This is a genomic window from Aerococcus sp. BD502 (assembly GCF_057919555.1).
In genome coordinates, this window is sequence record NZ_CP147972.1 from 1,736,322 (window position 1) to 1,749,602 (window position 13,281).

14 protein-coding genes are annotated in these 13,281 nt (G+C 41.9%); 13 read left to right on the forward strand and 1 reads right to left on the reverse strand.

Annotated features, from left to right (window positions below; genetic code table 11):
* Positions 1-11 precede the first annotated feature (11 nt).
* On the reverse strand, positions 12-899 hold the full coding sequence (locus WF803_RS08300; RefSeq protein ID WP_489611008.1) for a mechanosensitive ion channel family protein: 888 nt from the start codon (positions 897-899) through the stop codon (positions 12-14).
* 159 nt (positions 900-1,058) lie between these two features.
* Here WF803_RS08300 and WF803_RS08305 point away from each other — a divergent pair, with 159 nt between their 5' ends.
* The 13 genes from WF803_RS08305 (at position 1,059) to pyrH (ending at position 13,279) form a co-directional block, all read left to right on the forward strand.
* Complete coding sequence (locus WF803_RS08305; RefSeq protein WP_489611009.1) at positions 1,059-1,580, forward strand: DUF948 domain-containing protein; 522 nt, start codon at positions 1,059-1,061, stop codon at positions 1,578-1,580.
* Between the two features lie 15 nt (positions 1,581-1,595).
* Positions 1,596-2,099 carry a YtxH domain-containing protein gene (locus WF803_RS08310; protein ID WP_489611010.1) on the forward strand — a complete coding sequence of 168 codons (504 nt, stop codon included), beginning with the start codon at positions 1,596-1,598 and terminating at the stop codon, positions 2,097-2,099.
* Between the two features lie 247 nt (positions 2,100-2,346).
* Positions 2,347-3,357: a substrate-binding domain-containing protein gene (locus WF803_RS08315; RefSeq protein ID WP_489611011.1), complete on the forward strand. Its 1,011-nt coding sequence runs from the start codon at positions 2,347-2,349 to the stop codon at positions 3,355-3,357.
* 164 nt (positions 3,358-3,521) lie between these two features.
* On the forward strand, positions 3,522-4,256 hold the full coding sequence (locus tag WF803_RS08320; protein WP_489611012.1) for a YebC/PmpR family DNA-binding transcriptional regulator: 735 nt from the start codon (positions 3,522-3,524) through the stop codon (positions 4,254-4,256).
* A 12-nt stretch (positions 4,257-4,268) separates the two neighbouring features.
* Complete coding sequence (locus WF803_RS08325) at positions 4,269-4,493, forward strand: YneF family protein (RefSeq protein ID WP_489611013.1); 225 nt, start codon at positions 4,269-4,271, stop codon at positions 4,491-4,493.
* A gap of 28 nt (positions 4,494-4,521) precedes the next feature.
* Positions 4,522-6,303 carry an ABC transporter ATP-binding protein gene (locus WF803_RS08330; protein WP_489611014.1) on the forward strand — a complete coding sequence of 594 codons (1,782 nt, stop codon included), beginning with the start codon at positions 4,522-4,524 and terminating at the stop codon, positions 6,301-6,303.
* Positions 6,284-8,071 carry an ABC transporter ATP-binding protein gene (locus tag WF803_RS08335; RefSeq protein ID WP_489611015.1) on the forward strand — a complete coding sequence of 596 codons (1,788 nt, stop codon included), beginning with the start codon at positions 6,284-6,286 and terminating at the stop codon, positions 8,069-8,071. Before WF803_RS08330 ends, WF803_RS08335 begins: the two co-directional genes overlap by 20 nt.
* A 15-nt stretch (positions 8,072-8,086) precedes the next feature.
* The gene (locus WF803_RS08340; RefSeq protein ID WP_489611016.1) at positions 8,087-8,701 is read left to right on the forward strand and encodes a lysophospholipid acyltransferase family protein; all 615 of its coding nucleotides are present in this window, start codon (positions 8,087-8,089) and stop codon (positions 8,699-8,701) included.
* Between the two features lie 93 nt (positions 8,702-8,794).
* Positions 8,795-9,766: a UPF0236 family transposase-like protein gene (locus tag WF803_RS08345; protein WP_489611017.1), complete on the forward strand. Its 972-nt coding sequence runs from the start codon at positions 8,795-8,797 to the stop codon at positions 9,764-9,766.
* Between the two features lie 15 nt (positions 9,767-9,781).
* Complete coding sequence (locus tag WF803_RS08350; protein WP_489611018.1) at positions 9,782-10,027, forward strand: hypothetical protein; 246 nt, start codon at positions 9,782-9,784, stop codon at positions 10,025-10,027.
* A gap of 637 nt (positions 10,028-10,664) precedes the next feature.
* Complete coding sequence (gene rpsB, locus WF803_RS08355; RefSeq protein ID WP_489611019.1) at positions 10,665-11,453, forward strand: 30S ribosomal protein S2; 789 nt, start codon at positions 10,665-10,667, stop codon at positions 11,451-11,453.
* Between the two features lie 123 nt (positions 11,454-11,576).
* On the forward strand, positions 11,577-12,455 hold the full coding sequence (gene tsf / locus WF803_RS08360; RefSeq protein WP_489611020.1) for a translation elongation factor Ts: 879 nt from the start codon (positions 11,577-11,579) through the stop codon (positions 12,453-12,455).
* Positions 12,456-12,559: 104 nt separating this feature from the next.
* Positions 12,560-13,279, forward strand: coding sequence for a UMP kinase (gene pyrH / locus WF803_RS08365; RefSeq protein ID WP_489611021.1), 720 nt, complete (start codon positions 12,560-12,562; stop codon positions 13,277-13,279).
* The last annotated feature ends 2 nt before the right edge of the window (positions 13,280-13,281 follow it).

The following is a 13,281-nucleotide window of genomic DNA, read 5'->3' on the forward strand; positions in this document are numbered from 1 at the left end:
TTTTTGTATCTCTAATTATCTTTATCGCCTTGGTAAGCAGAAATTCGTGCTTCCAATAAGTTTTCCAAGAATTTTTGATTCCCTGGAATGGGGATATTGTCTGCTTTTAAGGCGTCAATAATTTCACGGTAGTAAGTCGCCTGGGCCGGGATCATATCATCAAGCATCGCAAAGAGACGTACGCGGTAAATCAATTGACCAGCGGAGTTTTTATAGACGCCTAGGTTATTAGGCTCTTGGGCGAGTAGCTCGTGAGGGGCCAAGGCTTTTAAACGCCGATCGACACAGGTAAGCATTTTTTCCGTGTCTGTATCCGGGTAAATTTGCAGGTCGACATCAATTCGCAGTGGATAGCGAGAAAGGTTAGAAACATCGGTGATGTTGCGGTTGGAGATAAAATGCATTTGCCCTTCCCAATCCTTAATCACTGTTGTCCGCATGCCCAACGCATGAATTTCACCCTCATAGCCATTAATGATAACAGCATCTTTCACATCAAATTGGTGTTCCATAAGAATGAAAAAGCCATTCACGATATCGTTAACTAAGCCCTGCGCGCCAATCCCGATGGCCACACTCGCTACCCCAGCACCAGCCATCAGCGTAGCAACAGGAATACCTAAAAGAGCAAGAATGGAATAAATGAGCACAAAATAATAGGTATATTGAATGATATTGAGGACCAGTTTTTTTAGCGTGAGCTGCCGTTGAGCTTGCTCTTCTCTTTGCGCCATACGATCGTAATAATAAGCTACACTCTTGTAGATAATTCGATAAATAATGGTGAGCAGAAGGGTGGTTAAGATTAATTTAAGGCCGACGCTCACTAGCTTTTCGAGAAGCATTTCGTAATTTATCGATTGAAAATAGTGTACAAAAAGTTGCCGTAATTTAGCCATGAAATCATCTCCTTTACTTTAATAGTTATTGTAGACTATTTGGCTGAGCTTTTAAAACATTTCCTTAATTATATCCTTTGAAATTGAGTTGGAAGCGTGCTATTATTATGGTTAGTTACTTAAAAAGTTTATTTTTAAAAAAAAGAGGTGATGCACAAAATGACTTGGGGAGGGGCAGCAGCGATTATTGCTGCCATTGCTTTTCTAATTTTAGTAATTTTTATTGTCCTGTTTATCAGGAGTCTGACAAAAACCATTGATAGTGTCACAGAAACGGTTGACGAAGTCACCAAGACCTTAGCGATCCTAAAGAAAGACGTGGACGGCTTGTCCTTAGAAGCGCAAGGGCTACTCAATAAGAGCAATACCTTATTGGATGATGTCAATTACAAAGTGGCAAAAATTGATCCACTCTTCACAGCGGTTGGTGATGTGGGACTCTCACTATCAGAAGTTAATGGCGCGACACGTGATTTGGTATTAAATATTACCAATTCTGCCAATGACTCGGTAGAAAAAGTGAAAACAAAAGTTCAGTCGCCCAGCTATGAACCTATTTCGGATCAGATGACTGCTGATAAGATGAAAGGCTTGAGCCGACTTGGTGAAACAGCCAGGCGCCTAAAAGACAATCATAAAATTAAAAAAGCGCGTGAAGAATCTGAAGTAAAAACATTTTAGAAAGGGAGTATAATCATGGGTAAAGATAATAGTAATGTAGGAGCATTTTTACTAGGAGCCATTATTGGTGGGGGAGCAGCGGCAGTGACGGCCTTGCTCTTTGCTCCAAAATCAGGTGACGAATTACGCAAGGATTTAAACAAACAAGCCCAATTAGCTCGTGACGCCGCCTTAGATTACCGCGATATTGCCTACCAAAAAGGCAGTGCGATTTATGATACGGCTGTTGAAACTGCTGAAGATATTCGTATTAATCTTAAGGAAAGTGCCGACACCATTAAAGATCAATTGGAAAAAACAGGTGAAGATATTAACGATAACTACCACGAAGCGAAGGACAAAATTGCCAAAGCTTACGATGAAACCAGTGAAGAAGTAAAGGATTCCGCTAAAGAAGCGGGCAAAGAGGCTAAAAAAGCAGGCAAAGAAGCCAAAAAAGAACTTAAAGAAGGCAAAAAAGAAGCTGAAGCCAAAACGGAAGAAGTTAAGGATAAAGCTAAGAAAAATGCCAAAAAATAATGGTAGACTTTGCATGTTCTCTTTAAAAGTACCCAAGCGGGTACTTTTATTTTTGAAAGCCTTTATGTCATAATAGTAAAAGAGTCGCTCATCGTTTATTATTAATGTTTTAGCTGGTAAACGCTTGCAGTTTGGCTGAAAATTTGTTATATTTAAAGCTATAGAATTCAGCATTTGAACGTATCATTCTAAGTACTAGGGAAAGCTTAAATTGCTTCCGCTCTAGAGCTTTGTCAAGGAGGATATTATGAAAAAACAATCCGTCACGATTTATGATGTTGCCAGAGAGGCTGATGTTTCCATGGCAACCGTTTCGCGGGTAGTGAATGGTAATGTCAACGTGAAACCATCTACGCGGGAAAAAGTATTAAAAGTTATTGAAGAACTTGACTACAGGCCTAATGCCGTTGCGCGTGGCTTGGCCAGCAAGAAAACCACGACCGTCGGGGTTATCATTCCAGATATTACGAATCAATACTTCAGTTCTTTTGCACTGGGTATTGATGATGTGGCCACGATGTACAAGTACAATATTATTATGGGGAATGCGGACCATGGTCGCGAAGAAAAAGTGATTAATGATATCCTCTCACGGCAAGTTGATGGGGTTGTTTATTTAGGGCATGCCCTGACCAATAGTGCCCGTCGCGAATTTGACCGCAGTCGCACGCCGGTGGTCTTAGCAGGGGTTAAGGACCCAGAAGGTAAATTGCCATCGGTCCATATTAACTATGAGGAAGCGGTCAGTGAAGTTGTGGATCAGCTAGCGGATTCCGGCTACCAGCATATTGCTTACGTTTCTTCTAAGGAATATCAAGAGAAAAACCAACCTGGGCGCTTCTCCGGCTACCTGAAAGGCCTGCAAAATCATGGCATGACTTTGACGGAGGATCTCGTGTTCACCGCTAAGAATTCTCGCTACAAAGCGGGCAAGGAAATTGCTGAGCAGTTATTGAACTCTAAGGCCGATGCTTGCGTTGTTATTGGGGATGAATTAGCAACCAGTATTGTCAATCACCTGCAAGCCCAAGGCATTAAAATCCCAGATGATTTTGGTTTAGTATCATCTAACAATTCGATTTTAACAGAGATTGTTCATCCACAACTGTCCAGTATTGCTCCTCCTTTATATGATATTGGAGCGGTGGCAATGCGCTTATTGACGAAACTGATGGGCGAAGAGATTGAAGATGAAGATGATCTGACGATTGATAATGTTCTTCCTTATAAGATTGTCTATCGCGATTCCACGCGGTAAAGAACTGAAAGCAAGCCGCAAAGGGTCCAATGATCTGGGCCCTTTTTCCATATTCTGCCATTCTAAGGCTAGTGTGGTATAGGGGACAATTGTTTGCTTATCATTTGAGCTTTTGATAAAATTTTTGTATTGTAAATATTCAAATTAAAGGGAGGCCCATAAATATGGCTGGACATAATAAATGGAGTAAAGTAAAAAATATTAAAGGTGTGGAAGACGCCAAACGGGCAAAAATTTTCCAAAAATTATCGCGGGAAATTTACATGGCTGTTAAATCAGGCGGCGAAGATCCTGATGCTAACCCTGCTTTGCGGATGGCGATGGATAAAGCTAAAAGTGCCAATATGCCTAAAAGTAATGTGGAACGGGCTATTGACAAGGGCATGAATAAAACGGACGGCGAAAACTATGATGAAGTGACCTATGAAGGTTATGGCCCAGACGGTATTGCCATTCTCGTTGATACTTTAACCGATAATACGAATCGAACCTTGACCAATATTCGTACAATTTTCAATAAAAATGGCGGGACCCTAGGTGAAAGTGGCTCCGTAGCATTCCTTTTTGACCGCAAGGGCTACATGGCTATTCAACGTGAGGGCCTTGATATGAGTGAGGATGATATGTTGATGGCCGTCCTTGAGGCTGGTGGCGAAGATTTGAAAACATCAGATGAAGTTTTTGAAATTTATACAGCTGCTGAAGATTTTGGCAATGTTCGTGATGAGCTTGAAAAGCAAGGCTTCAAGTTGGAGTCAGCAGAATTAACCCGCGTGCCTAAAACTTACTTACCCTTACCTGAAGAAGATAAGGACACAATAATGGAATTAATTGACAAATTAGAAGACGATGATGATGTTCAAGATGTCTTCTGCAATACCATTTTACCTGAAGAATAGGAGGAATTTTTAATGGCAACAGGATATTGGATTTTAATTGTAATTATTGCTTTTGTGCTTGGTGGTTTATTGGGCCTTTACTTGGCCAGAAAGACGATGGACGATTACTTCGCTAAAAACTCTCCTATTAATGAAGATATGATTCGTCAAATGCTAGGCTCGATGGGACAAAAACCATCCGAAAAGCGTGTTCGTCAAATTACGAAGCAAATGAAAGGAAGTCACAAGAAAAAATAAGAGCTAACTGTTCATATGGGGGGAGCCTATGTTTCAAATTTTTAAAAAGTTAGGTTGGTTTTTCAAATTACGTTGGAAAACTTACCTCATTGGTGTCTTGGCGTTGGGGATCACCGCTGCACTTTCCAGTATTACGCCTTTAATCTTAGGACGTGTGATTGACCAAATGGCGCAAAAAACCATCACGGGGGCAGGACTGATTCAGCAAGTTTTACTGCTGCTGGCTTGTACCCTGATTATGTATGGCTTGCGTTATGTTTGGCGAATTTCTATTTTCGGGAATTCAACTCTGCTCGAGTCCATTATGAGAAATCGTCTTTTTGCACATTTCACCCGCATGGATAGCCAGTTTTTCCACCGCTATCGTACGGGAGACTTAATGGCCCATGCGACGAATGACCTGGCGGCTTTGCGCTTCGTCGCTGGTGGCGGCATTTTGACCTTGGCTGATTCGACTTTTCAGGGTGGGATCACCTTGTGCAGCATGCTATTTTTGATTGATTGGAAATTGACCCTATACACCATTCTACCCTTTCCTTTGCTGGTGATCGCCGCTCGCTATCTGGGCTCTATTATCAATCGACGTTTTCGCTTAAGTTTACAGGCCTTCTCACAGATGAATGACCAAGTGAATGAGAGTGTGGCAGGAATTAAAGTAATTAAAACTTTTGGTGAGGAAGCTGATGACCATGAAGATTTCATGGTTAACACAACCAATGTGGTGGACCAGAATCGAAAAGTGCACCAAGTTGATGCAGCTTACCGGCCGGTTATCGATGGGATTACTGGCTTAACTTATGTTTTAACCTTATTTTTCGGGACCATGTTTATCTACCAGGGTCGCATCACGGTAGGACAGTTAGTTTCCTATTTTAGTTACCTATCAATGATGGCTTGGCCTTTGCTGGCGGTAGGTCGCTTGGTTAATACGATGGAGCGCGGCAATGCTTCTTGGGACCGGATTGCTGAATTGCTTTCTGAAACTTCACATATTATTGAAGCAGATGAACCCATTAGCCAAACACCAGCCGGAGATATCAGCTTTTCTATTGCTGAATTTGCTTATCCCGATGCGCCCGATCATCCTGAATTAGAAAATGTTCATTTCCATTTACCTGCCGGACGAACTTTAGGGCTGGTAGGGAAAACTGGGGCAGGGAAATCAACAATTTTCAAACTACTAAATAGAGAATATGATAATTACCAAGGGAGCATTCAATATGGAAGCCAGGATATTAAGGCCTTTAGCTTAGATGCTTTGGCCAATAGTATCGGCTATGTTCCCCAAGAAAATTTCCTCTTCTCAGCAACTGTTCGCGATAATATTCGCTTTGGTGCCCCGGACTTATCTGATGAGGAAGTCATTAAATACGCTAAATTAGCTGATGTCCATGAGGATATCTTAAACTTCTCAGAAGGTTATGATACGCGAGTGGGAGAGAAGGGGGTTTCCTTATCCGGTGGCCAAAAGCAGCGTTTAGCGATTGCCCGGGCTTTGGCGACTGAACCTGAATATTTAATTTTAGATGACTCTTTGTCGGCCGTTGATGCCAGCACGGAGGCCCAAATTCTTAAAAATCTCACCGCTGCCCGCCAGGACAAAACCACCCTAATTGCCACCCATCGGATGAGTGCGATAATGAATGCTAATGAGATCTTAGTCTTAGAAGATGGGCATGTAGTAGAGCGCGGCCAGCACGAAGATTTGATGGCGGAACAGGGCTGGTACTACGACATGTATAATGAGCAACAACTTCAAAAGGAAGTCACCGAAAAAGGAGGGGAAGACCATGGAGAACAGAAAAACTAAATTTTCTTTTAGCTTTAAAGAACAGGTGCAAATATTGAAGCATATGTTCAGCTATGCACGAAAATTTTGGCCCTCCTTCCTACTAGCCTTTGTCTGTATGATTTTTGTTGCGATGATTACAGCCTATTTGCCGATTGTTATCCAGCGCTACCTTGACCAAGTCGTGAACGGTGGGGAAGGAAGCTACTCGCAAACTACCCGCGCCGCCTTAACCTACTTAGGACTAGTCATCTTAAAAATGCTTTTCGTCTATATTGAAGATTATTCCTTTAATATGGCTTCCGAACACACGGTTAGTCGCATGCGAAACCGTCTCTACCATAAAGTAGTGAACCTGGGCATGCGGTTTTTCGACCAAGTGCCAACGGGTTCCATTGTCTCCCGGGTGACTAATGATACGGAAACGGTGAAGGAATTTTGGCGAGTATTTTTAAGCTTTTTTGATGGGATCTTTAATGCAGTGTCAATTGCCATTGCCATGTTTAGCTTAAATACAAAAATTGCCACTATTGTAGTCAGTTTTACGCCCGTGATGATTCTTTTAGTGTGGATATACCAACGTTTTAGTACGATCATTTACCAAAAAATGCGTCAAGCGCTCAGTCGCTTGAATGCCAAGCTCAGTGAATCCATCGCCGGCATGGATATTATCCAATTTTTTAATCAAGAAAAACGGATGGCCCAAGAGTTCGATGATGTCAACCAAGCTTATGTGGTGGCGAGAAAAAATATGTTCAAGATGAACGCTTTACTTTTAATGCCCGCCATCAACTTGATTGAAGGGATCGTCCTAGTGATCGTTATTTGGCTTGCTGGCCGCCAGTATCTTAGTGGCTTAGCCGTGGATATTGGGGTCATTTATGCTTTTGCCTCTTACTCTAAAGCCTTTTTCCACCCGATAGGCGGCATGATGGATAGCTTAAGTATTTACCAGGACGGCCTAGTGTCGGGCTGGCGAATTCAAAATATCTTAAATCGTGATGATGATGCGCCCGAAGCCTTGCCCCATGCTAATGGTAGAATTACAGAGGGAGAAATTGCTATCAAAAATCTCTCCTTTGCTTATGATGGTAAAAACGAAATTTTACATGACATCAGCCTAAAAGCAGACGCCGGGCAAACTATTGCTTTTGTGGGGCATACAGGTTCAGGGAAAAGTTCAATCATTAACGTCTTAATGCGCTTCTATCAATTCCAACAAGGCCGAGTGTTAATCGATGGACAACCTATTGAAGAGATTCCGATAAAAGAATTGCGCCGCAATGTGGGCTTGGTTTTGCAGGACAGCTTTATGTTTTACGGTGACATAGCAGGAAATATTCGCCTTCACGGTGATTATTCCGATGAAGACGTGAAAGAAGCGGCTCAATTTGTTAATGCTAATCAGTTTATTGAAGAACTAGATGGCAAGTATCATGCCCGGGTGATTGAAGGTGGGAAAGCCTTCTCCATCGGGCAAAAACAGTTATTAAGCTTTGCCCGTACCATCATTCGGCAACCTAAGATTCTGATTTTAGATGAGGCAACTTCTAATATTGATACCGAAACGGAATTGATTATCCAAGATGGCTTAAAGAAAATGCGTGAAGGGCGGACCACGATCATGATTGCCCACCGCTTATCGACCATTCGGGATGCTGATTGTATCTATGTTTTACGCGATGGAGAAATCGCGGAGGCGGGCAATCATGAAGCGCTTCTTAAGCAAAAAGGCATCTATTATGATATGTATCGCTTGCAAACCTATCAAGAAAATCGAAATAATTAAGAAAGTCGGGTCATTATGTATCGTTTTTTCGTTGTTGTTCTTGCTTTCATCATTCGCATCGTCAATGGCAAACGTTACGAAGGAATTTCGCCTGAATATGATGAAAAGCAGACTTATCTCGTAATTGCCCCTCATCGAAGTATGCTAGACCCAATATTCTTGGCGATGACCCTTTCTCCCCGCCAAATTCATTTTATTGCTAAACAGGAATTGCTTCAGCTTCCAGTCATCGGGTGGTTGATTCGACACGTGGGAGTTATTCCGGTTAATCGGGAGAAGCCCAGTCGAAAAACCATGAAAACAAGTTTAAATTACCTAAAAAATCAAGAACTGGTGGGCATTTTCCCCACAGGTTCACGTTTTTCAGATGAAATGAAGGCAGGCTACCTCATGCTTGCGCAACTCGGTAAGGTTCCCATTCTTCCGGTTGTTTACCAAGGCCCCATTGCCATTAAGGATTTATTCAGTTGGAAAAAAGAAAAGCGAGTCGCTGTTGAAGTTGGCGCGCCGATCAAACTTCCAGACAAACGTCGCTTAACGGCTGAAGATGAAGCAGCTATTACTGAGAAAGTTGAGAGAACCTTTGAAGAGCTAGAAGCGAAAATGTCAGTTTGGCGGCAAGCTGACTAGGGCCTGTTTTTAGAGCATTTAAGCTCTTTAAGCTTAGTGTAAAATTATGCTCGGTAAGACTTGAAAAATAAAAAAAGGACATCTATCTTTAAGTTGATCAAAAAAAAGAAAGAAGGTGTCCTCATGAATGATATTATCACAGATATTCTAAAAAAGACGGAAAATTGCTCATCTTTAGGTGACTTTGAAGATCTTGTTTATCCGATATTAAGCAATTTTTGCTGTGAATGTCTTGCAGCGGTTTTCACTCAACTTGATCAGCAATTAATTCAAAGATACCAAGCCGAAGGCTGGAAAATTGCTCGCTATGAACCACGCACACTATGTTTTATGTTTGGTGCCGTCACTTTTAGACGCTGTCGGATGAAAAAAGAAGGTCACTCTAGCTTTCTTCCCCTAGATTTGTGTTTAGGACTAGAAGCAAGAAGTCATCTTTCTTCTCAGGTCAAAGAAAAAATTGCCCAGCTTTGTACGAAGCAAACTTTTCGTGCGACTGCAGAAGCCTTCAATGCTTTAATGCCTTTTAGTATTTCGCATCAGACCGCACATCATATTGTTCAAGAAATTGGGCAAAAAATTTTAAGCTTTGAGAATAAAAAAGCAGAAGAGAAGGAACTGGCTTACTCTCAAAAACGATCCGTTCCTTTTCTGTACATTGAAGGGGATGGGGCTTTAATCACTAAGAAGAAGAAAAAAGGGAAAAGAACAAAACATCTTCAACTACACCGTGTGACTCTCTATGAAGGCGTCGATCGATCCACTTCGCGGCATCAACTTATTCAAGCTCATTATTTTTCTTCTGTTCAATCTAGTGCAGCCCTTCGAGAAAAAGTTAGCCGATTTCTTAACTCCTACTATGATTTACATCAAACGATTGTGATTTCTAATTCGGATGGTGGCAGTGGTTATACGGAGGAAGATTTTAACGAGATGATTGGGGTATGCCTTCGGCATGAACATTTCTGCGATAAATTTCATGTCATTCAAAAAATCAGAACGCGCCTATTTTTTGATCATAAAATACGTCAATTGGTCATTAAAAAAGTGAAAGCTTATGATTTCTAAGGGGTTCAAGTTACTTTGGAGACCTGTGAAAGTTGCTGGCACCATCAACAGGAGTTTTTGGCTGAAATTGAAGCTCTAAGAGCTTATCTTGAGCGGAATTGGCTACTCATTAAACCAGCAGAGCAGCGAGGCTTACCGAACCATTTTTCCGGTGGCGTTTGCGAAGCAGGCCATCGGCTTTATACTTATCGTATGAAAAAGCAAGGACGAAATTGGACCCATCAAGGCGCAGCAGCGATGGCTGCTATGATCACCGCCTAATCTAATCATTGTTTTGAAGAAGCTGTTCGATCAGATATTGAAGCTAATACAAGCCCATTTATACCCGAATATCCAGGGATTGTTAGGGCAATACTAAGTCACAGGCCGCAACAAAGTTCTTGTGGTGCCCATCAGGGCACGATTCCAAGCGAGGTGTCAAGCAGTATGGTCGGGAAATTATGCCATACATTTTGTTAGCTACTTCGCCAAAAGACACGGAGTGCGTGCTAACGACCTGCGTTAGCAGTGTTAGCAGGCCGTCCGTATATCTGGCTCTCGGAGTGCCGATAGGGTGAGCGTAGCGAGGCCTATCCAACGACATAGAGCCAGAATAGGACGGTCAGGCGTAAGCTTCAATGAAGCGTAAGCCGGTGCCACTGCTTTTCAACGCAGCGTCCTTTAGCACAGAAACGCAGTGACTTTTGAATAATAAGATACGAGATAGAGTCCTTTATGATTGACCGAGCATTGCTTGACACTAACCTCTTTAAGGCTCCTGCTTGCTTTTTGTTAAAAATGTGCTACACTTATACAGTGTGTTTAACACCAAAAATCACCCCGTCGTTTGCTGCGCAAGGTTCTCATTTGAGCGCGTTGGCTAAGCGGGGGCAGAATAAAACCAAATGGAGGAATTATTATGACAGTAGTAAGTATGAAGCAACTTTTAGAAGCTGGTGTGCACTTTGGCCACCAAACACGTCGTTGGAACCCTAAGATGGCTCCTTATATCTTTACCGAACGTAATGGCATTTACATTATTGATTTGCAACAAACGGTAAAAATCATTGACAATGTTTATAATTATGTTCGTGACTTGGTGAGTGAAGGCGGACAAGTTCTTTTTGTAGGAACCAAGAAACAAGCTCAACAATCCATTGAAGAAGAAGCCAAACGTGCAGGTCAATTCTATGTTAACCATCGTTGGCTAGGTGGGACCCTAACAAACTGGCAAACCATCCAAAAACGTATCCAACGGATGAAGGATATCGATCGTATGGAAGAAGATGGAACATTTGATGTTCTTCCTAAAAAAGAAGTTTTAGAGTTAAACCGTGAACGGACGAAACTCTACCAAAACCTTGGTGGGATTGCTGACATGGGCAAACTTCCCGATGCTGTCTTTGTTGTGGATCCCCGCAAGGAATATATTGCAGTTCGTGAAGCACGTAAATTAGATATTCCAGTCATTGCGATGGTGGATACCAACTGTGATCCTGATGAAATTGATTATGTTATTCCTTCCAATGATGACGCTATTCGGGCTATTAAATTAATTTCCCAAACGATCGCAGAAGCCTGCCTTGAAGGCCGTCAAATCATTGATGAAGAAGAAACTGAGGAAGAAAGTCAAGTTTCTGATGAAGAATTAGCATCCATGGCTGAAAAAATGACCGGTGCTGATGAAGAAGAAAAAGAAGAAGAGTAAAAAATTGAAGCAAAAGTAAATGCTTTTAAAGCTATCTGATGAAGGTCAGACTAGTGAAATAGCTATGCCTTTTAAGATAGCTCTTTTATCACTGAATATTACGATTTATCAGGAGGTAGTAAAATGGCTATTAGTGCAAAACAAGTCAAAGAATTACGCGACCGTACTGGCGTGGGCATGATGGATGCCAAACGTGCCTTACAAGAGGTTGATGGTGATATGGAGAAAGCAGTGGACTACTTACGTGAAACCGGCCAAGCTTCAGCGGCTAAAAAAGCCGGACGTATTGCGGCCGAAGGTTTAACGACAGTGGTTACTCGTGAAGATAAGGCCATTATTCTAGAAGTGAACTCTGAAACAGACTTTGTGGCTAAAAACGAAAAATTCCAAACGATGTTGGATAAAATTGCTAATGCTTTACTAGATGCCGAGCCTGAAAACCTTGAAACAGCGATGAAAGAAGTTAGCGTTGATGGAGATAAATTAGAGGATTATGTCTCCCAGCAAATTGCTTTAATCGGCGAAAAGTTAAGTGTTCGTCGCTTTGAAATTTATACCAAAAATGCTGAGCAATTCTTTGGTAGCTACTTGCACTTAGGCGGAAAAATTGGTGTCCTGGTTAAATTAACCGGTGGCGACCAAGAATTAGCCCAAAATGTAGCCATGCATATTGGTGGGATTAATCCACAATACATTTCTGAAGAGGACGTCCCAGAATCTGTTGTGGAGCATGAACGTGAAGTGCTTACTGAACAATCCTTGAATGAAGGGAAACCTGAAAAGATTGTTCATAAAATGGTTGAAGGACGCTTGCGTAAATTCTTCAGTGAAATTTGCCTCGTGGACCAAGACTACTTAATTGATAGTGACCAGACCGTTGGTGACGTCTTAAAGGCAAAAGATGCTAAAGTTGAAGCCTTTGAACGTTTCGAAGTCGGTGAAGGTCTCGAAAAACGCCAAGATGACTTTGCTGCTGAAGTACAAAAAGAGATGGGTAAATAGCACGATTTGATATACGTCAAGCCCAATATCTTTCGATAAGTAAAAAGAGGTTGGGAGGCCAACCTCTTTCTTTATGCAAAGTATTTCTGATAAAAGGAGACATTATGGCAAAACCTATCTATAATCGAGTTGTTTTAAAATTAAGTGGTGAAGCCCTGGCTGGTGAAAATGGTTTTGGCATTAGTCCCAAAATTATGAAGGACATTGCCAAAGAAATTAAAGAAGTCCATGAACTTGGGGTTCAAATCGCTATTGTTGTCGGTGGTGGCAATATTTGGCGAGGCGTAACTGGTGAAGAAATGGGTATGGAAAGGGCGCAAGCAGATTATATGGGGATGCTAGCGACGATTATGAATGCCCTGGGCCTGCAAGATTGCCTTGAAAACGTGGGTGTGCCAACGCGCGTGCAGACTTCCATTGAAATGCGTGAAGTGGCGGAACCTTATATTCGTCTCCGGGCTATTCGCCATCTGGAAAAAGGTCGGGTTGTAATCTTCTCCGGCGGGACGGGGAATCCCTTCTTTTCAACAGATACCACCTCCGCTTTGCGCGCAGCAGAAATCGATGCGGATGTTATTTTAATGGCTAAGAATGGTGTCGATGGGGTCTATAGTGCAGATCCGATTAAAGATGAAAATGCTCAAAAATTCGATAAGTTGAGTCATCTTGATATGATTAATAAAGATTTGCGTGTCATGGATTCAACAGCGACGACATTAAGTATGGATAATGATTTGGAATTAGTTGTTTTTAACCTGAATCAGCCTGGTAATATCAAACGTGTTGTACTGGGTGAAGAGATTGGTACTAAAGTAAAGGGGTAAGC

Bases quoted from the DNA above. Each gene is read 5' to 3' on its own strand.
- rpsB (WP_489611019.1), top strand. From the start codon at position 10,665: ATGACAGTAGTAAGTATGAAGCAACTTTTAGAAGCTGGTGTGCACTTT.
- WF803_RS08325 (WP_489611013.1), top strand. From the start codon at position 4,269: ATGGCAACAGGATATTGGATTTTAATTGTAATTATTGCTTTTGTGCTT.
- WF803_RS08310 (WP_489611010.1), top strand. From the start codon at position 1,596: ATGGGTAAAGATAATAGTAATGTAGGAGCATTTTTACTAGGAGCCATT.
- WF803_RS08300 (WP_489611008.1), bottom strand. From the start codon at position 899: ATGGCTAAATTACGGCAACTTTTTGTACACTATTTTCAATCGATAAAT.
- WF803_RS08305 (WP_489611009.1), top strand. From the start codon at position 1,059: ATGACTTGGGGAGGGGCAGCAGCGATTATTGCTGCCATTGCTTTTCTA.
- WF803_RS08335 (WP_489611015.1), top strand. From the start codon at position 6,284: ATGGAGAACAGAAAAACTAAATTTTCTTTTAGCTTTAAAGAACAGGTG.
- WF803_RS08340 (WP_489611016.1), top strand. From the start codon at position 8,087: ATGTATCGTTTTTTCGTTGTTGTTCTTGCTTTCATCATTCGCATCGTC.
- tsf (WP_489611020.1), top strand. From the start codon at position 11,577: ATGGCTATTAGTGCAAAACAAGTCAAAGAATTACGCGACCGTACTGGC.
- WF803_RS08320 (WP_489611012.1), top strand. From the start codon at position 3,522: ATGGCTGGACATAATAAATGGAGTAAAGTAAAAAATATTAAAGGTGTG.
- pyrH (WP_489611021.1), top strand. From the start codon at position 12,560: ATGGCAAAACCTATCTATAATCGAGTTGTTTTAAAATTAAGTGGTGAA.
- WF803_RS08315 (WP_489611011.1), top strand. From the start codon at position 2,347: ATGAAAAAACAATCCGTCACGATTTATGATGTTGCCAGAGAGGCTGAT.
- WF803_RS08330 (WP_489611014.1), top strand. From the start codon at position 4,522: ATGTTTCAAATTTTTAAAAAGTTAGGTTGGTTTTTCAAATTACGTTGG.